The organism is Segatella copri (assembly GCF_051861805.1).
Classification (GTDB): Bacteria; Bacteroidota; Bacteroidia; order Bacteroidales; family Bacteroidaceae; genus Prevotella; species Prevotella copri_M.
The window spans coordinates 56,856-76,117 of record NZ_CP146520.1; the positions used below are offsets into that span (position 1 = coordinate 56,856).

Here is a 19,262-nt window from a genome sequence, read left to right on the forward strand (position 1 = left end):
TATCTATCACGTCTTTAAGCCGATATTTTTAACCCAAAATGAGACTTTGAGACTTTTTCTTCAAAAAAAAACTTTTTCACGTAAGCGAAAGCTTTTGCCCTTTCAGGGCGACAGGCTTGCATCCATCATTACCCAGGGCGCTGCCCTGGGCTATGAGCTTCTGCCCTTTCAGGGCGTGTGGGGCTCGCATCAGAAAATGCTTATCCTTTAGATAGCATAAAGGAAGGTGCGGATGAACCAGTAGCAAACGATACCTGCGATGTAACCTACGAAAGCAATCCAGGAGATGTGCTTCATATACCAGCCGAAGGTAATCTTCTCCAAGCCCATTACTACCACACCAGCGGCACTACCGATAATCAGCATTGAACCTCCTACACCGGCACAGTAGGCCAGCAACTGCCAGAAGACACCATCCACAGCCATATCGCCAGCGGCAGCCACAGGATACATTCCCATACATCCGGCTACCAGAGGCACATTGTCAACAATACTTGAAAGCACACCGATGATACCAGTAACCAGGTAATGGTTGCCATCAAATACGACGTTCAAGCCCTGACCCAAAGCAGTCAATACGCCAATCTCAGCCAGGCAGGATACTGCCATCAGGATACCGAGGAAGAAGAGGATGGTACTCATATCCACACGAGAAAGCAACTTGGTTACTCGCTTCTGAGTGCCCTCGGCATCAGCTCCACGATGCAAACCGCGATAGAAAACTTCGGTAGCTGTCCAGAGAACGCCCAATACCAGGAGGATTCCTACGAATGGAGGCAAGTGGGTGATACTCTTGAAGATAGGAACGAAGATCAAACCGCCTACTCCCAACCAGAACACAGCCTTGCGCTGACCTTCGGTGAAATCGCTGACCGATGCATTCTGCTGGTCAGAAACCTCAGGCATCACGAGTTCGCCCTTCAACATGGTCTGAAGGATGAGGGCAGGAATCACCATGGAAACCACAGACGGGATGAAGATTTCGGCGATAACGCCGGCTGCAGTAATCAGTCCCTTGTTCCAGAGCATGATGGTGGTAACGTCGCCGATTGGTGAGAAGGCACCACCCGAATTGGCTGCGATGATGACGAGGGATGCATAAACCATGCGATCCTTGTGGTCGGTGACGAGCTTTCGGAGAATCATGATCATCACGATACTGGTGGTCAGATTGTCGAGAATAGCAGAGAGGAAGAAGGTAAGGATAGCGATACGCCAGAGGAGCGCACGCTTCGACTTGGTCTTCATCACCTTGCGAACCCAATTGAATCCGCCGTTCTGGTCAACGATTTCCACAATGGTCATTGCACCCATCAGGAAGAAGAGTGTTGTGGCAGTATCGCCCAGGTGTTCCTGGATGATTCCGGTCACCTTCTCCACCATTCCTGCTGCACCACCTGTATAATCAGGGTGCATCAACTGGAGATACTGCATTGGATCCATCATGTAGAGGGTCCAACAACCTACCAACATCAACAAGGCTATCGCAGCCTTGTTAACCTTTGTCAAGCTTTCGGTAGCTATGAGTGCATAGCCGAGCACGAAAACGACAATAATAGAAATTGTAAGTGTAGTCATTACTTTTTATTTATTATTAGATATTCTTTTTTCCCTTATGTATGATTTGGCACGTACAATTGTCAAACGTGTGCAAAGGTACAAAAAGAAAAGCAATAACCACCCTTTTCTGTATTATAATTATATGAAATCGTTTACTTAATTACGGATTTAATCAAATAATTACCGATTTCGCCCTATATGGTTGAGGCATTTCGTTGTTTAGCACATGCTTGTTGAATTTGGGGAATCCGAAAATGACATCAGTATAACTGTAACTACTCAGTACCCCTATGGGCATGAGTAATCGTCTTGCTGTTGTACGACAGCAAGAATTGCATTGAATTTAGAGTTTCCATTCTTCATGGCTGTTTCCGCTATGGAATGTAGCTTGGCAAAATCATCAGCACCTTCATCGGTACGGAAGCATCCGCTGACTTTCTGCTTTATCTTTATCATTCTCACCCCCTCGTTCGCTGGCATTATTGTCATAAGGTACAAGTGGATAGGAGAGGAAAGTGAACAGATAGTTTTTTACCTTTAGGGCACTCCGAATAAAATATACTTAAATTTAAGAGGACTGTAAATCACTATTTTTAGGTATTGCATATTCCTCATAGAAGCCGTACCTTTGCACCCTCAAAAGAAAATAAGGTAAAAAGACAAAAATTAATATGAGAGTGAACAAAAAAATAGGTCTGTGCATTCTTTCATCAATGGCCATCAGCACGAATCTGAATGCACAGGTAGGAAAAGACTCTGTCCTTCTTGAAGAAGTTCAGGTAGTGGGTAAATCAAAGGCACGCAGAATGCAAGAGCAAGCTTACGCAATCTCTGTCTTGGACTTAAAGAAACAATACCAGACAGCGGCTCCCTTGAACAAGCTTCTTAATAGTGTTACGAGCGTCAAGATTAGAGAAGACGGTGGACTGGGTTCCAACTATAGCTTCTCCCTGAATGGCTTCTCTGGCAACCAGGTGAAGTTCTTCATCGATGGCATTCCTATGGATAACTTTGGCTCTTCCTTCAACTTGGCCAATATCTCCGCAAACATGGCTGACAGAATCGAGGTGTATAAGGGTGTGTTACCAGTATATCTCGGCTCTGACGCACTGGGTGGAGCTGTGAACATCGTGTCACGCAAAAATGCCAACTACCTGGATGCCACCTACTCCATCGGTTCTTATAATACGCACCGCTTCTCTATCAATGGAGCTTATACATCACATGGAGGATTCACCATCAGAGCCAACGCCTTCGCCAACTACTCTGACAACAACTATAAGGTATGGGCACCTATCGTCAACCTTTCCACCAACAAACAAGAGGGCTACGAATGGGTGAAAAGATTCAATGATGGCTACCACTCATTCGGTTTGAAGGTGGAAAGCGGCATCGTGGGCAAATCATGGGCAGACTACTTGCTCCTGGGCTTGATTGCATCCACCGACAAGAATAATGTACAAACAGGAGCCACAATGGATGCGGTGTATGGTGGTGTAAAGACCAAGAGTTTCTCCATCATCCCAAGCATTAAGTACAAGAAAGATGACTTGTTCTTGCCAGGACTGTCTTTGTCTCTTTATGGCACGTACAATATCGTGAACACCCAGAATGTAGATACGCTTGCCAGAAAGTATAACTGGAAGGGAGAATATGTTACCAGTACATCGGCTGGTGAAGGTTACCTCACCGATGCTACCATCAAGGAACGCCAGTGGCAAGCCAATGCCAATCTGAACTACGTCATAGATGACCACCAGTCGGTCACTCTGAACAATGTATTCACTGCCATGCGCAGAAAGAGCGATGACAAGATGTACCCAGACGATGAGATGAACAATGTACCACAGCAACTCACCAAAAACATCACAGGCTTGGGCTATCAGGTGAGATTCCAAAGATGGAATGCCAACATCTTCGGTAAGATGTACCGACTCTATAGCTCCACCTATAAGCTGATGGACCAGTTCACCGATAACCAACGATGGGAGAAGGTGTCTGACAGAAAGCATCGCTTTGGTTATGGAGCCGCTGCCACTTATTACATCTTACCTTCTTTGCAAGCCAAGGTTTCCTTTGAGCGTGCCTTCCGTATGCCAGAGACCGTGGAGATGTTTGGTGACGGAATGGTTCAGAAAAGTAACCCAGACCTCAAACCAGAGAGTAGCAACAACTTCAATGCGGGCCTTCTCTTTGACCAAAACTTTGGTCCTCACAGAGTGCAGGCAGAGGTCAACTACATCTATAGAAACACCAAGGACTTCATCTTGAAGGGAGTGAGCTTGACCAGCAACCCTACCACCAGTTATGACAATATTGGCAAGGTGCATACGCGTGGTATAGAGGCCTCTCTGGGATATTCTTACAAGAGAAATCTCCATATCAATGGAAATTTCACCTACCAAGACATCAAGGACAAGCTGGAGTTTGAGAAATCACAGAATACCTACGTGGGCGATGGTATCACTGAGAACATCACCTTCGGACAGCGCTTGCCAAACATTCCATATCTCTTCATGAATGGACACGCTGACTACAATTTCTTTGATTTCGGGTGGAAGGGCAACACCCTCTCCCTCAATTATGACATACAGTATATCCATAGCTACTATCTCTCCTTCACCGGACTGGGAGCCAAGGCCACCAAGAAGGTCATACCAGAGCAGCTGAGTCACAATGTATCTCTGGGTTACAGCATGAAAGATGGCAGATACAGCGTCATATTGGAATGCACGGACATCACTAACGAGAAACTGTATGACAACTATCGCTTGCAAAAACCAGGCAGAACATTCAACATGAAGTTCAGATATTACATCAGCAAATAACATCCATTGAATTAAAAGAAATTTGATTAGACAATGAAAAAAATATATAGCAACATCATGCTCATGGCCACCATAGCCATGACATCCCTCACTCTGTCATCATGCGACGATGACCTCAGTGGCGAGCAAGAAATTCCAAACGCCCCTTACGTGCTTAGCTTGGGCGTAACCTCCAGTGGCAATACCTCCTATTACGTGGTTTCTACAGACAATTTGATGGAAGGAACCATCAATGCTGTAGGTAAAGGTATCGAGCAAAATGGCTATCACGATTATCAGCAAGGCGGCAATACCATCTTCTGCATCGGAGGACTGGGAGTAACCAACGCCACAGGAGTGGTAAGAGGCTCCGACGGTCTTCTGAAGGAACAAGGAGAATTCGTTTTCAACAACTCCATCAATGGATTTTGCCAAATAGATGGGAACACGATGGTGGCCCTGGAACTGCCAAGCAATAAGGAAAGCGGTAACAAATTGACTTTTTATACGGTAGATGCCCATACGGCAGCCATCACTTCCAAAAACAGCAAGACTTCTGTTTCTCCAATAGATAATCTCGACTGGCCAAGCATCACGGGAATGGCACATAGTGGCAGCAACCTCTATGTTACTTATACACCGATGAACAGCAAAACATTCGAGACTGCTTATACTGACACTTGCTTCGTAGCGGTATATTCATATCCAGAGTTCAAGTTTGTCAAGCTGATGAAAGACACGCGAATGGGACCTGGTGGATCATGGAACGCCTTCAATGGATTTGTCAAGGATGAGGAAGACAACCTCTACGTGATGTCCAACTCTGCCATTTCCAACGGATACTCTCAAAGTACCAAGCATGCAGGCTTTCTGAGAATCAAGAAGGGATCCACCACCTTTGACGAGGACTACTTCTTCGATTTCGAACAGACCACAGGTGGGCTAAAACCTGCCCATATCCAATATATCGGCAATGGACTCGTCTTTGCGGAAGTGAGTACCATCACCCCTCAGACCGCCAATGACAGATGGGGCGACAAAAGCCTAAAATGCTGCATCATCGACCTCAAAAACAAAACAGTAAAAGACGTGGAAGGAATCCCTGTGCACAATGGAAATGGTGGCAGAAGATTCGCTTGCCTCATTGAAAACGGCTACGCTTTCTTGCCGGTGTCAACAACTGATGGCATCTACATCTATAGAACCGATATTGCCACAGCCAAGGCCGAGAGAGGAGCTCGTGTCTCCACATCTTTCGTAGGAGGCTTTTTCAAACTACCATAAACATCAGAAAAGCAGAAAATAGGAAAAATATATCAAGAACGGATGAATATCAAAAGATTATGCTACCTACTCCACTTATGGATAGGTCTAGCCACTGGAATCATCGTCTTTGTTGTCAGCATAACAGGGGCCATCTATCTCTTCAAGGATGAGATCAGCTCAACCTATCAACCTTGGAAAAAGGTGGAGGCAAGGAATCAGCCTTTTCTCCAACCTTCCAAGCTGATAGAGATTGCCAACACACAAAGCCACCAAGAGCGTCCTTCCGCCATCACCATAGGCGAAAAGGATGAAGCCGTATGGGTGGATTACTTCGGAGAGAAGGGACAGACAACCATTTATCTGAACCCTTATGACGGAAAGATAATCCATACTAGCCACTTAGGAACCGATGAGTTTGACTTTTACCGATTCATCTTGAACGGACACCTGTATATGTGGTTTCCTCGAACCATCGGAAAACCTTTGGTTAGCTATGGAGTCTTGCTTTTCTTCCTGACTCTCCTCACAGGATTGGTCATCTGGATGCCAAAGCATATCACGTTACATCTTCTGAAGAAACGTCTCGCCTTTCATCGTCCATTCAAGTGGAGACGATTCGTATATGATCTTCATAATGTATTGGGTATATACATGCTCCTACCAATAATAGTGGTAAGTATCACAGGCCTTATCTTCGGCTTAGATTGGTTCAGTCATGGTATCTACCAACTGGCCTCTGGCGGAAAACAGATGGAAGCATACACCTTACCTCCATCCGATTCTCTCCATATCCAGAGTAAAACGGCAGGCATCGACCTACTGCAAGCCAAGATTCTAAAAGAGAGTCCTAACGCAGTACAATACTACTATGCACTCCCTGCCGATAGCCAGGGAAGCTATAGAGTGAGTGTGGTACATGAGAAAGGTTCCTATTATAAACAAGACAATCTTTTCTTTGACCAATATACTCTCAAAGAGCTAAAAGGAACAGGCCCATATGCTGGCAGATACAAGGATGGCACACCAGCAGATAAACTGATTCATGCCACTTTGGACCTACATGAAGGCATCATCTTGGGATGGATAGGCAAAATCATCATGCTATTTGCTGCACTTACATCAGCTTCATTGCCTATTACAGGTTTCCTGCTGGGGAGAAGAAAGAAAAACCAAAAGAAACCAGTAGGATAAGAAGATGTACATCAAGCAAATACACCCATAAAAATAGAAGGCAGACTTGGATATCCATCATACTCCATGTCTGCCTTCAATCATTAACAAGATAAAGCATCAAATGGTGCATCCATCTCTTAAATACATACTAATCTCCAATGTAACTACTCATGCTCATAGGGGTACTGAGTAGTTACGTATAACTAGTAAAAAGTTAATTAGTAATAAAGTTCTTACTAATATACTTCTTACTAAAACACTTCTTACTTTAAAAATTATTACTATCTTTACATTCAACATTAAATGATGAAGAAGGAAACGATTATGATAGAAAATCCCTTTGAATTCGGTAGAGCTGTGGAAGATGAATATTTCACCGACCGCATAGACGACGCTAAGCACCTGGAAAGCTCTGCAAATGTGCAAAGCATCAAGAAGGCGTTGATAGCTAGAGATTTCATAGATGCGGATGGGGATTTCGTATCCTTCAACGACCCGTTCTTCAAGTTGTGGATCAGAAGAAACATTACGCAGCTTTGATGGTATTCGCAACGACTCAGCCCCCAAAAACGAAGTTAGCTTCATCAGGCATCGAAAATAGTTTCGGTGCCTGATGAAGCTAACTTCGATAGACGATGAAGCTAATATACTTACGGAGGGAATTTTTCTTCCATCAACGTTTCCTTTTATTGCTCTGAAGATATAGAAGCAAACAAAGTTACTTTTTGAGGAGTTGCTTCTCTGTATGTCCAGTAGAGGCTGCTCTCTTCGGGGAAGGTATCCATGTATTCATTGAGTGAAGCCAAATGCTTGGATAGAGTCTTCTCATCATACTTACCTACTGTAAACGACAGAAGATATTTGCCATTGTCTTTTAGATTGACTGACTTCAGATGGCTGAGAGCCTCAGCTATGTCGTCTTGATATTCATAAGAATAGACAGATACCACATTCTTTCCTCTGATGATATCGGAGAAACTTCTGAAATCAAAGCCTGCCATACCATGAATCTCCACATTCTCATGGTACACTTGCAAGAAGTGCTTCAACTCCATGTATGGATTACAACCAGGCTCTGGCAGGAAAGACAAGATAGAGTCGATATCGGATTCATCCTTGATGCAGAGTTCCGGAGTCATTTTTACGACTACATTCTTTCTGGCACGTTCGTGGTTCTCCAATACCTGATGAACATGTTCTGCTCCTTCGGCAGTAGATACCAGTATCATATTGATAAGTGTACAAGAACGGTTCTCGATGGAACATATTCCATCTGAGCGAAGCTGATTGATAGCTTGCTGACTAACATCGTCAGCAGCTATCAGCAGCAAAGAATCAAATACGATTTCTTTCATGAGAAGACTCATTATCACTATTAAGATGAACTATTATTACTTTAAGGCACTCGTCTCAAAACATTTATTGTTCATATGACTACTCCAATATCCAGGACGTGCTTTCTCAACACTAATCATACCTTTGAATAATTCAAGAAAATACATAGACATACTTTCTGTTTCGTCACCGTCCTTATAGTTTTGAGTTCTTGACGGGTGGAACATATCTATAAATGGATATGATTTACCATCTATCACCAACTCATATATCTTTACCGGGTTATAGCCGTCTCCACCATAAAGCACCTCTCCCCATTCAAACAGATTGTCAATTATGTTGTAGCACACATCACCACCCAAGATAACAGAAGGGTTACAGAATCGAATCTGCTCTTTCAACACATCAATTCCTTTCTTAGCATACTCCTTTAAGTCACTTCGCACAGAGCATTTTTTACCATCAGATTTTTTAATATTGATATAAGCTGCATTAGAAAGGTAATACGCAAAATCATCATTGTCAGATTGGTTTACAAAGTCTATTACCTCTTTCTCTGAAACTTCATTAAAACCTTTATTTGACAATAGATGAATCAAACTAAGATATTGACGCAGATGACTACGTAATGTTATCTGGTCTTTGAAAGGAATAATTCCTTCTCCAATCTCTTTTGCAATACCATCTTGATTGAGACTATACGATTTCTCATCATAAGCCTCTCGGTTCATTATCATCACTTTGAACGGAGTTGAAGCATACTTATCAGGGAAAATGACTCCATCTCTAATCGTATATGAAGCATCCTTAAAAATACTATTGTACAAAGCCCATAGCTTATCTTCCCACTTATTATATTCTAAAATATTTTCCATATTTTATCTAACTTCGCAACACTATAATTTATATTCTACAAACACCCAAGCTGCAAAAAACTGCCTAGGATTATGCCATATCAGAAATACCTCTAATCTTAGTGCTGCATGAATAGAATAGCAAAACTCTGAATGACATGGCAAAATTACAAATAAAATATGAAAATTGACTGCACAGGTTCGTTTTTTTTCGCAAAACGATGAAATAATTGAAATCTGCATGAAATAAATCTATCTTATGCAACATATTTTCCTACTTTTCCATTATCTTTGCACCCAAATTAAAGAAACAGAATATGGCTATCAATCAATTGAACAAATATGTCTGGCTCGTGGAAACCATCCATCGGGCAAGAAAAAGGGGCGGCATCACATTAAGAGAAATCCAAAGCAGATGGAAGGATTCTGATCTCAGCGAAGGAACTATAGCTGAGTCCTTCAATCCGATTCTGACAAACATATTCCTTATCGATAAGTTCCTGAGTTTCGTTGGAATATCTGAGCAATGTCAGGATTCTGCAATCCAGGAATTCCGTCAAATCAGAAAACCGGATATGGGTATCATAACACCGGTCGGCAAAGAGGGCCATGATAACACTTGCTCGCTTGGAGATACACAGTTTATCAGAAACAAAACCAAGATACGGTTCTGCTTTCTGATAAAACTCTTCTCCGAGAGAAGACCCTTTTGCCTTTTCTACGATTATCTCAAAGGCCTGGAGCAAATCTATCTGCTCCACATCTTTTTTATCTGATATTTGCTTAACCATCATCATACAACATTAATACATTCATTTTTGGATGCAAAATTAAGATGTACCTATGAAAGTTGGTTTCACAGATTGAGAAATTATTCTTCTGCGTAGTATTTTTGATGGCTATGGATACCTATTTTAACCAGTCACTTACCTTCAGAATGATAAGGCAGCATATATCATATCAGGCATGTTATTCTTACTTTTGTACATCATTTAACGGTTTTCTTCCAAAACCCGTTCTATTTTGCGTATCCAGTGCTCATCGATTTCCACTTTCTCTGCATAAGACTTGAAGTTCATCACTACGTCTTCCACTTCTTCTATGATACTAGAAGCATTTCTGATATCCTGTCTTTGTGCAAAAAGCATCAAATCCTGCTTCGTTATATTCTTTCGCTTGCCAAGAACCGTAAGTTCATGGTTACGATAGAAATGCGAATCAGGATCGGCGGAAAACACGATGTCGTAAGCTGGCGATATATGCCATTCTCCGTTGGGATACATCACAAATGAGAAGTTCTTGGTATGGTCATCTACATTTTCTGCAAGTACATTAAACACCATTCTCCTATATTGCTGACTCTGCTCTTCAGCAGACAAATTCAGTTTTCTACCCACAACAAACAAATCTTCGTAAGTATCAGCCAAGGAACTCATGGCAGCCAAAGTCTGAGTATATATTTTTCTACCCTCCACTCTATCAAAGCGTTGGGTCAGAAAATTCTGGGTTCCTTCAATCTCTACCAAACGAGAAGGCATCATGTTGATACCGGCATCCTTGGCCATCAGATAATAAGCCATCTCTACCCTAGTAAAAGGAAGTTCATTTTTCCTGCTTGTATCAAACTTCAATATATAGTGCTTAAAGTTGGTTGGCAAATCGGCTTGACCTGAACGAATAATACCTGTAGTTTCATCCATACCGATAATCGCCTTAGGACGCTGACCGCCAGCGGAAGTTCCCACCTTGTACAAATCTTCCATAATAAGACTGTTGCTCATATCAATGTTCACATCCTGCCTGTCCAGAAATATCTTATTGGCAAGTTCATAAAGTGAAGCCAACTCGATATTTACAGATGCATCCTCCTGGATATGAGCAGGTTGAAATTCCAAGGCACCCATTGCTCTCTTACCGATAAAAGACAGTCTATCCACTGCATTTACCATTTTGGATTGCAGATGATTGGCTTCCATCCATTTCTGGAAGACCACATTTCCCCAATGGTCAGGCAGAGAATCTGCTATGAACTCAGGCAAACCGGCATAAAGTTTTTCTCTATTCCCTGACATAGGGAAAGTTCTTTGAACATAAACAGAATCCAACGGTGCTACCAATGGTGCAATATTCCATCCATATTGCATAAAATCCTTGTCGAATTGGAAGACAGAGCAGCTGCGCTTGTCATCCCAAGACAACAAGCCCACATTCTTATCCCACAAATTCACCTGTACAACATTATCTTTCATGTCTTACCCTTTCCTTCTTTTCATTCATTTTCTTCACTTGGCTAGGCAGCATCGGCAGTGGCGGCAAGAGTTTCTCTGCTTCCTGCAGGAATCCAATGCTCCTCAACAGAGAAAGAATAGTGCCAAAGCCTATGTTCTTAGCTTCGCCTTTTTCAAACTGGCTAATGGTGAAAATGCTCACACCAGCCTTTACAGCCACCTCTTTCTGAGTGAGATTGCTGAACAGACGATATTGCTTGAATCGTCCTCCTAATTCAGATATAATCTCAGAATTAGACTTTGCCTCTATACCATATTCCGTAATCATGCTGCAAATATAGTTATTTCTTTATTTATCGCCAAATATCGGGTTAAATATTTAAATATCTTTAGTTATTAGAAAGAAATAATAAAGAGATAAAGGAGTAAAAATAGGCAAAATGCAAGTTTTAAAAATTATTAGGAAAAGAAGTGGCGATAGTTACATAAAAAGTAGTATCTTTGCATTTCATAAAATATGTAACATAAAACATGGAATAGATATAAAACGTTATGGAACAGCTGAATAACCCATTTGTTATCTACGGATATAAGGGAGCAGAATACTTCTGCGACCGCAAAAAAGAGACGGAAGTCATCATGAAGGCTTTGCAGAATGAGCGCAACATCGTGCTCATCTCTCCTCGACGCATCGGAAAGACGGGACTCATACACCATGTCTTTGAGAACATCAGCAAGCAGGAGCCTGAAACGCATTGTTTCTATCTCGACATCAATGCCACAAGAAATCTGAGCCAATTCATCCTATTATTGGCAAAGACGGTTATCGGGAAGGTTGATACTTTCTCGCAAACTGCCATGCGCAAGATTACCACCTTCTTTGCCGGCTACAAGCCTACGATGTCGTTTGATGAAATGACGGGAATCCCTACGTTCTCGATTACGGTTTCACCAAGCCAGAGCGAGGATTCTCTCAAACATATCTTCGAGTATCTGAAACAATCGGAAAAACGAATCTATATTGCCATTGACGAGTTTCAGCAGATAGCCGAATATCCCGAAGATGGCACAGAGGCCCTGCTGCGCTCCTACATCCAGTTCTTGCCAAATGTATATTTCATCTTTGCAGGCAGTAAGCAGCACATGATGACCGATATGTTCCTGTCGGCAAAGCGCCCATTCTATCAGAGTTCGCAAATTCTCAACCTTCCTCTCATCAACCAGGATGAGTATCATCATTTTGCCAACAGATGGATGGGAACCCGGAATCTGACCATGGATCCTGACATCTTTGCCTATCTATATAATAAGGTGGATGGTCAAACCTGGTATATTCAGGATATTCTGAACCGACTCTATCAGAACGGAAAAGAAATAACGACAGCGGAAATTGATGATGTAACTTTGGAACTGGTGAACGAGCAGGAAGTAGCATTCGTGAATTACTACGATTCCCTTACAGATAATCAGGCTGCCCTTCTATCTGCCATTGCCCAGGATAAGGCTGTCACCTCCATTCTTTCGCAGGATTTCATCAGCCGCCACAACTTGCCTGCTGCCAGCAGCGTGAGTCTTGCTCTCAAGACGCTGATCAATAGAGAATTCATCTACAAGTACAATGGCAGCTATATCATCTACGACCGCTTCTTCGGGATGTGGTTGAGGAAGAACTGCGCTGGAAATTAATCATTGCAAAAAAATCCGAAACAGATAGCTGCCAATGCTTCTGTTTCGGATAATCTTTTCGTATTCTTTCTTATTTTTCCTTAAAATAGATGATTGGCTTCCATCCATTTCTGGAAGTCCACATTTCCCCAATGGTCAGGCAGAGAATCACCTGCACAACATTATCTTTCATGCCTTACCCTTTCCTTCTTTTCATTCATTTTCTTCACTTGGCTAGGCAGCATCGGCAGTGGCGGCAAGAGTTTCTCTGCTTCCTGCAGGAATCCAATGCTCCTCAACAGAGAAAGAATAGTGCCAAAGACTATGTTCTTAGCTTCGCCTTTGCTTTGCAAATATACCATAAAGAGAAACGCCCAAGGTTACTGGCAAATTCTTTTTCCTATCTGTACACAGATTTCTTACGCAGCCCTTCTTGAAATAAGCAGGAAAATGAATTTCGCCATTACCGCTACTTGCCATAACAGCTACACCTATATAATATTTATGATTGCGCTCCAGCTTCAACGGTTCTTCTATCCAAACAGATAAATCCTTCTTATCTGAAATTTCGGATAATCGGACATACAAAGGTCGATGCTGTACAGGCACAAAATTTGTTCCCTTTACTTCATAAATGATTAAACGAATTGTGCATGAAACAAAAGTACATTTTTGTACTCGCAACTTAGCTGTTTTCACATAATAGTCTTTATTTACAACAAATAAGGGTCCCGTTTCATATTTCGTGTTTCTAACGTTATGAAATGCAACATCACCTGGTGCCCGAACTCCCTTTCCTAGAATGCTTTCCTGCTTTTTACCAGAAACGACTGTTATATCTGACAAATCACAAGTCTTTTCTTTCAACGTAAGTTGCAGCGAAGTCTTTTTGCTATATACATCATAAGGAATTTTACTGGTCTGATAACTGATATGACTAATCACAAGTTCCTGTTTCATGCCATCGGGCACCACCAGAGAGAAATTTCCTTCCTTGTCAGATACCGCATAAATACTATCTACATATACGCTAGCGAATTCAACGTTCTTACCAAATTCATCTACAATATGTCCTTTTATAGTCTTATTTGCAGCAATACATGCCAAAGAAAAGAACTCGCAGACAATCAGAAAAAATATAAATCTCCTCATATTCATAGCTTTAAAATTTTATTAGAAATTATTTTATGCTTATATATACTGAATCATGATTTAAATATAGCAGCGTAAATCTTGCTCTCAAAATAAGTACTAAGATACTGCTATTTCAGATACAGAAGCAATTGTCTTATACTCTCCTCTATACTCTCAATGGTTGGAATCTCTTTATATGCAAGGTCAGGTAATTCTCTTGCATAAACATTGCTCAATGTAGACCATACAGGATGCAGATTTTTGATGATAGGAGAATCCATGACATCCTTCTCTCGCCATCCTTCCGGCTTATCAAATCTTTGCTGATCTTGAACAAACAAATTGGCAAAGTCAGCCTTAAATGCATCACTTTCAAGATAAGTTCGGGTCTCCTTATCATTCAACAGAAAATGCAAATCATAGAAATGGCGTATCTTGGCTGCCAATTCTGGCATATAATTGTCTGCCAAAGAACAGCGAAGCAGGGATACTAATTTTTCCGTCAAAGTTCGACGCCTATCTAGGACATTCACCTCAAACGGATGCATTTCGTACTCTTCTACCAATTTTTCATTGCCTGTCTTCTGCAAAAACTCTGTCAGAAAACTTTGCAGTTTACATTTTTGGAACGGATATGGATTAGCAAAAGAGTTGATTTCAACAAGTAATTGACCGGCCTTGATTGCACCAACCTGTAATGTATCAACGGCTCGTGGATAAGAATAGTATGCCTTGTGATAATGAGATCCCTTGCTTGTAAAACCGGGCATATTTATTTCCTGCAATCCTTCCGTCATACTCTTGGCGGTTCTCTTGATTAGCATCTTCAACTGATTTCCGCTGAGAGTCCATGCTTCGGAGATGGCAATATCAATATCCTCAGAAAACCGATTGCCGATACCGTACGCCTTTGTAAGACTAGTTCCTCCTTTGAATATGGCACGATTGTCTTTGTCGTTAGCTGCCATCAAAGACAAGGAACGGCAAATCCAATAATCTTTCTCTACAAAAATACTCTTGATGCCAAGCCCGCCTTCTTCTAGCGGTTGGGATGCAGCCTGCAATGCATCAGAGAACAGTTCCCAATTTTCATGTAATCTCATATGATATTCCAGTTTCTTTTGTTTGACAATACTTTATCAGAGATAGGGAGTTTATAGCTCGTTACTCCATTCAGTGTACTACTGATAACCTGTGTATCAAGCTCCATATTTTCATATATAGCTCCAAGCAAAGCCCTTACATAAGGGGTGTATGCCAAGGACAATTCTGCAAGTTCTTGCTTTTCTTCCTGCGAAAGTACTTCAATTGCCTTGCAGATGTTCGTTACACATTCATCGGGTGATGTTGCTGGAATTTCCTTTATCAAGCGCAACGCATCCAGTATCCTAAGCAATGGGATATTGCTTGAAGTGATAATATTTTCCTGCAAGAGGAAAGAAACCTTCACACCATTTCGGATGGTAGGGCGACGATATTTGTTGGTACCTATTAATATAGATGAACTTATCTGAGTGGTAAGTCCCATAGATGCAAATGCAGCTGTTCCTGTTATGTAACCAACTATTTTTCCATCTTGCTCCAGAAAGTCTTTTACGAGTTCTGAGTCGGAAGGTTTCAGCGTTCCAAATATTGTTTTCTTAGGGATATAGTATTTCCCCTTAGCTATCTTCTGCAATTCGCCTTGGAGCACAAGACGGCTGAGGGCCTTGGCGAGTGCAGGCTGATACCGCATCTCCACACCAAAGTCTCGTGTTGTCAGTACAACTCCAGCAGGAGTTGATGACAATTTTTCTTTTATCTGTCTTGTTATAACCATATTACGTTTCTTTTTTCGATTGCAAAGATAATAAAAAGTCTTGTTTTTTACGTCAAAAACTTGACTTTTTTGCGTTTATTTAAACTTTTTTATCCCATTACATCACTATTGTTTCATTCGTTATATACAAAAACAATCATCCCGATAGGCAACAACATGCCTATCGGGATAATCCATAATATATCTACATTTTCCAAAAAACTTGCTTTACTGCGGCAGCAAAGTATAATCAATCTCACCATCCTGAGGACGATGGATGAGCAGCATATATATATTACCGTTTTGCATATCAAAAAGATACATTTCTCACAAAATCAACGTATTAATGTCAGTTTTTCAAGATTCAAATTCCCGAAAAAGGCAACAGATTTCCGCCCGTAACACCATTGTCGCAGCTTCGTCAATGCCTTTCAACCTCATCGCAACCCCAGTGTAATATAACCACCGTACCTTTGCAACCGAAATCAAATGATATAGGTTATGAATGCTAAAAGGGGAATTATTGTATTAGGATTGCTCTCGGCGGCTAGCATGCCAACGTGGGCGCAACAGATTAAGGGTGTCGTGATCGACCAGAAATCGAAAGAGACACTCATCGGTGCAGTCGTCACTGTGGATGGAACCAACGTGAAGGCTATCACCAACATCGACGGAAACTTCCAGATTGATGGATTGGATAAAGAAAAGACATATACACTATATATTAATTATGTAGGATATAAGACTCAAAAAATTGACGGGGTTCAGGCGAAGGACGCAGACCAGGTGATTGCGCTGCAACCTGATGAACAGCAGCTGAAGGAGGTGACCGTTACCGCAGTGGAAAGGCGTAATACGGATGCGGCAATGATACAGGTGGCCAAAAACAGTCCCGTCATCGTGAGCAATGTTTCGGCACAGGAAATATCCAGAACGCAGGATACGAATGCGGGTGAGGTGATACGCCGAGTGCCAGGCGTGAGCCTCATCGACGATAAATTCGTGATGGTTCGTGGTTTGTCGCAGCGTTATAACAATGTGTGGGTGAACGGAGGAGCAGTGCCTAGTTCTGAGGCTGATTCCAGGGCATTCTCCTTCGACATCATCCCAAGTTCGCAGATTGACAACCTCACCATTGTGAAGTCGCCAACGGCTGAATATCCTGCCGATTACTCAGGCGGTTTCATCATCGTCAACACCAAGGAGATTCCGGCAGAAAACAGTTTCAACATCGCCGTGGGCGGAAACTGGAATACATCTTCTGCCTTCAAGGACTTTTCTTACTCAAAAGGTTCCGGAACCGATTTCCTAGGGTTCGACAATGGCTTGAGAAACCTGAATGGGGGCATCCATGCTGACTTGAATCCGCAGTTCGATGCCAACGGAAAACCGGTGGGCGATTATGCTACTTCGCTCCTGGGCAACGGATTCAACAATGATTGGCTCATCAAGAACAAGAAGCCTTTGGGCGACTTGAAACTGGCGGCCAGCCTGAACCAGCGCTGGATGCTCGGCGGAAGAACACTCGGCATGCTCGCTGCCTTGAACTATACTAACGAATACCGCACCTACGAGAACATGGAGAACAACCTCTATGGCATCTATGATGCGGCAAACGACAAGCCGAACTATCTTCGTCACTCTCTTGACGACCAGTATAATAATAACGTGAGACTCGGAGCAATACTCAACTTCACCTTCCTTTCCAAGGACGGCAACCACAAGTATCAGCTCAAGAACATCTTCAACCAGTTGGCTACCAGCCGATATACCTGGCGTGATGGCGTGAGCGCCCAGTCGAATTTGGAGCGAAGCGCAGAGTATTACTACCGTAGTAGAACTACATATAACGGTCAGCTTACCGGCAAGCACACCTTCACTAGCGACGCCCTTGACTGGAGCATCGGGTATGCGTATGCCAACCGCCATTTGCCTGACCGTCGTAGATACCTCATCGACGATGCTCTTGAATCGGGCGTTTATGCCCTGAGCACCGGCAACGACATATCCCGCGAGTGGACTCAGCTCGACGAACACATTCTCTCACTTGGTGTAAATGACAAGCACCACTTCAAGTTTGGCAACTTTGAGCCAGACTTGCAAGTGGGTGCCTATGGGGAGTATCGCAGCCGAGAATACCAGACCCGCAACTTCATCTACAACTGGAATGTTTCAGCTAACAACATGCCATCCGACTTCCGCCACAGCGACATCCCTACCCTGCTCTCCAGCGAGGCAAACATGGGTTACGACAAGCTGTATCTTCTGGAGGAAAAGCAGATGCGCAATAACTACCGCGGACACAACACCTTAGGCGCCGGATACCTGGCGATGTCTCTCCCCTTTGGCAAACTCGGCATCCACGCCGGTGTCCGCTTCGAGCATAATGATATGGAACTCATCTCCAATTCCCGTGACTACGAGAAGAGTGAATCGAGCCGTCATTACAAGACAGATGATGTTTTTCCATCTCTCAATACAACATATAAGATCAGCGACCAGCACCAGGTGCGACTGTCGTATGGCCGCAGTATTAACCGCCCGGAATTCCGTGAAGTATCGTCGTCGGTGTATTACGACTTCGACCTTGCCAGCAATGTGCAGGGAAACACTGAGTTGAAGAACTGTTATGTCGATAACCTCGACTTGCGATATGAGTGGTATCCATCCCGTGGAGAGCTCATTTCGCTGGCAGTCTTCTACAAGCACTTCGATTCTCCTATCGAGTGGACCTACACGGTGGCTGGCGGCACAGACTTGATTTACTCTTACAAGAATGCAAAGAGTGCCAACAACTATGGTGTGGAACTGGATATCAGAAAGAATCTCGGTTTCATAGGATTGAAGGATTTCAGCTGGTCGTTTAATGGTGCCTTGATTAAGAGCAAGGTACAGTTTGAGAAGGGTTCGAAAGAGGAAGACAGACCGATGCAGGGTCAGTCGCCATATCTTATCAACACCGGCATCTTCTATAAGAATGAGCCATTGAAGATGGATATCGCCCTGCTCTACAACCGCATAGGCAAGCGAATCATCGGTGTGGGCAGAAGCGAAGGGAGCACAGGCGATGACTCCAATTCCCGAGTGCCTCACAGCTACGAGATGCCTCGCAACACCATCGACTTCTCGCTGGCAAAGAAATTCGGAGACCATCTGGAGCTGAAGCTCAATGTAAGAGATCTTCTTGCAGAAAAGATATATTACAAGCAGTTTGCTGATGTAACGTATAGCGACGGAAGCAAGAAGGAAGTAGAAGAAATAGCAAGATGCTACAAGCCGGGCAGAAACATCGGTTTGCAGGCAATCTATAAATTTTAAATTGAAGTTTCGCAAGTGGTTCAAGTACGGGCTGAAGGCCCAAAAGCTCCTAGCCCAGGGCATCGCCCTGGGTATAATAGCAATCAACAAGGCGCCCTGTAAGGGCAAAAGCTTTGTAAATTGC

15 protein-coding genes are annotated in these 19,262 nt (G+C 42.9%); 6 read left to right on the top strand and 9 right to left on the bottom strand.

Annotation, left to right across the window (positions count from 1 at the left end; translation table 11 throughout):
• Positions 1-207 precede the first annotated feature (207 nt).
• Positions 208-1,578: a sodium:proton antiporter NhaD gene (nhaD, locus tag V8Z93_RS00285; RefSeq protein WP_117661991.1), complete on the bottom strand. Its 1,371-nt coding sequence runs from the start codon at positions 1,576-1,578 to the stop codon at positions 208-210.
• 695 nt (positions 1,579-2,273) lie between these two features.
• Between nhaD and V8Z93_RS00290 the strand changes: the two genes are divergently transcribed.
• From V8Z93_RS00290 to V8Z93_RS00305, 4 genes are all read left to right on the top strand, one after another.
• Positions 2,274-4,388, top strand: coding sequence for a TonB-dependent receptor (locus V8Z93_RS00290; RefSeq protein ID WP_439432870.1), 2,115 nt, complete (start codon positions 2,274-2,276; stop codon positions 4,386-4,388).
• A 33-nt stretch (positions 4,389-4,421) separates the two neighbouring features.
• On the top strand, positions 4,422-5,651 hold the full coding sequence (locus V8Z93_RS00295; protein WP_439432025.1) for a DUF4374 domain-containing protein: 1,230 nt from the start codon (positions 4,422-4,424) through the stop codon (positions 5,649-5,651).
• Positions 5,652-5,693: 42 nt separating this feature from the next.
• Positions 5,694-6,824, top strand: coding sequence for a PepSY-associated TM helix domain-containing protein (locus V8Z93_RS00300; protein ID WP_439432026.1), 1,131 nt, complete (start codon positions 5,694-5,696; stop codon positions 6,822-6,824).
• A gap of 306 nt (positions 6,825-7,130) precedes the next feature.
• Positions 7,131-7,346 (top strand): hypothetical protein, encoded by a 216-nt coding sequence (locus V8Z93_RS00305; RefSeq protein ID WP_203051498.1) that lies wholly within the window; start codon positions 7,131-7,133, stop codon positions 7,344-7,346.
• Positions 7,347-7,492: 146 nt separating this feature from the next.
• Here V8Z93_RS00305 and V8Z93_RS00310 read toward each other — a convergent pair whose 3' ends face one another.
• The 5 genes from V8Z93_RS00310 to V8Z93_RS00330 all read right to left on the bottom strand — a co-directional run bounded on the left by V8Z93_RS00310 (position 7,493) and on the right by V8Z93_RS00330 (position 11,551).
• A complete protein-coding gene (locus tag V8Z93_RS00310; protein ID WP_439432027.1) occupies positions 7,493-8,161 on the bottom strand; it encodes a hypothetical protein in 669 nt (222 codons plus the stop codon).
• A gap of 36 nt (positions 8,162-8,197) precedes the next feature.
• The gene (locus V8Z93_RS00315; protein ID WP_439432028.1) at positions 8,198-9,016 is read right to left on the bottom strand and encodes a hypothetical protein; all 819 of its coding nucleotides are present in this window, start codon (positions 9,014-9,016) and stop codon (positions 8,198-8,200) included.
• Between the two features lie 374 nt (positions 9,017-9,390).
• The gene (locus V8Z93_RS00320; RefSeq protein ID WP_439432029.1) at positions 9,391-9,756 is read right to left on the bottom strand and encodes a hypothetical protein; all 366 of its coding nucleotides are present in this window, start codon (positions 9,754-9,756) and stop codon (positions 9,391-9,393) included.
• Between the two features lie 231 nt (positions 9,757-9,987).
• Positions 9,988-11,244 carry a type II toxin-antitoxin system HipA family toxin gene (locus V8Z93_RS00325; RefSeq protein WP_439432030.1) on the bottom strand — a complete coding sequence of 419 codons (1,257 nt, stop codon included), beginning with the start codon at positions 11,242-11,244 and terminating at the stop codon, positions 9,988-9,990.
• Complete coding sequence (locus V8Z93_RS00330) at positions 11,234-11,551, bottom strand: helix-turn-helix domain-containing protein (RefSeq protein ID WP_006848442.1); 318 nt, start codon at positions 11,549-11,551, stop codon at positions 11,234-11,236. The genes V8Z93_RS00325 and V8Z93_RS00330 overlap by 11 nt, the downstream gene beginning before the upstream one ends.
• A gap of 224 nt (positions 11,552-11,775) precedes the next feature.
• Between V8Z93_RS00330 and V8Z93_RS00335 the strand changes: the two genes are divergently transcribed.
• Positions 11,776-12,909, top strand: coding sequence for an AAA family ATPase (locus V8Z93_RS00335; protein ID WP_439432031.1), 1,134 nt, complete (start codon positions 11,776-11,778; stop codon positions 12,907-12,909).
• Between the two features lie 309 nt (positions 12,910-13,218).
• Here the strand turns inward: V8Z93_RS00335 and V8Z93_RS00340 are convergent, their stop codons facing one another.
• From V8Z93_RS00340 to V8Z93_RS00350, 3 genes are all read right to left on the bottom strand, one after another.
• Entirely contained in the window at positions 13,219-14,040 is an 822-nt protein-coding gene (locus tag V8Z93_RS00340) for a carboxypeptidase-like regulatory domain-containing protein (protein WP_439432032.1), read from the bottom strand.
• A 110-nt stretch (positions 14,041-14,150) separates the two neighbouring features.
• Positions 14,151-15,125: a nucleotidyl transferase AbiEii/AbiGii toxin family protein gene (locus tag V8Z93_RS00345; protein ID WP_439432033.1), complete on the bottom strand. Its 975-nt coding sequence runs from the start codon at positions 15,123-15,125 to the stop codon at positions 14,151-14,153.
• A complete protein-coding gene (locus V8Z93_RS00350; protein ID WP_217761936.1) occupies positions 15,122-15,841 on the bottom strand; it encodes a DUF6088 family protein in 720 nt (239 codons plus the stop codon). The genes V8Z93_RS00345 and V8Z93_RS00350 overlap by 4 nt, the downstream gene beginning before the upstream one ends.
• A gap of 480 nt (positions 15,842-16,321) precedes the next feature.
• Here V8Z93_RS00350 and V8Z93_RS00355 point away from each other — a divergent pair, with 480 nt between their 5' ends.
• On the top strand, positions 16,322-19,138 hold the full coding sequence (locus V8Z93_RS00355; protein WP_439432034.1) for a TonB-dependent receptor domain-containing protein: 2,817 nt from the start codon (positions 16,322-16,324) through the stop codon (positions 19,136-19,138).
• The last annotated feature ends 124 nt before the right edge of the window (positions 19,139-19,262 follow it).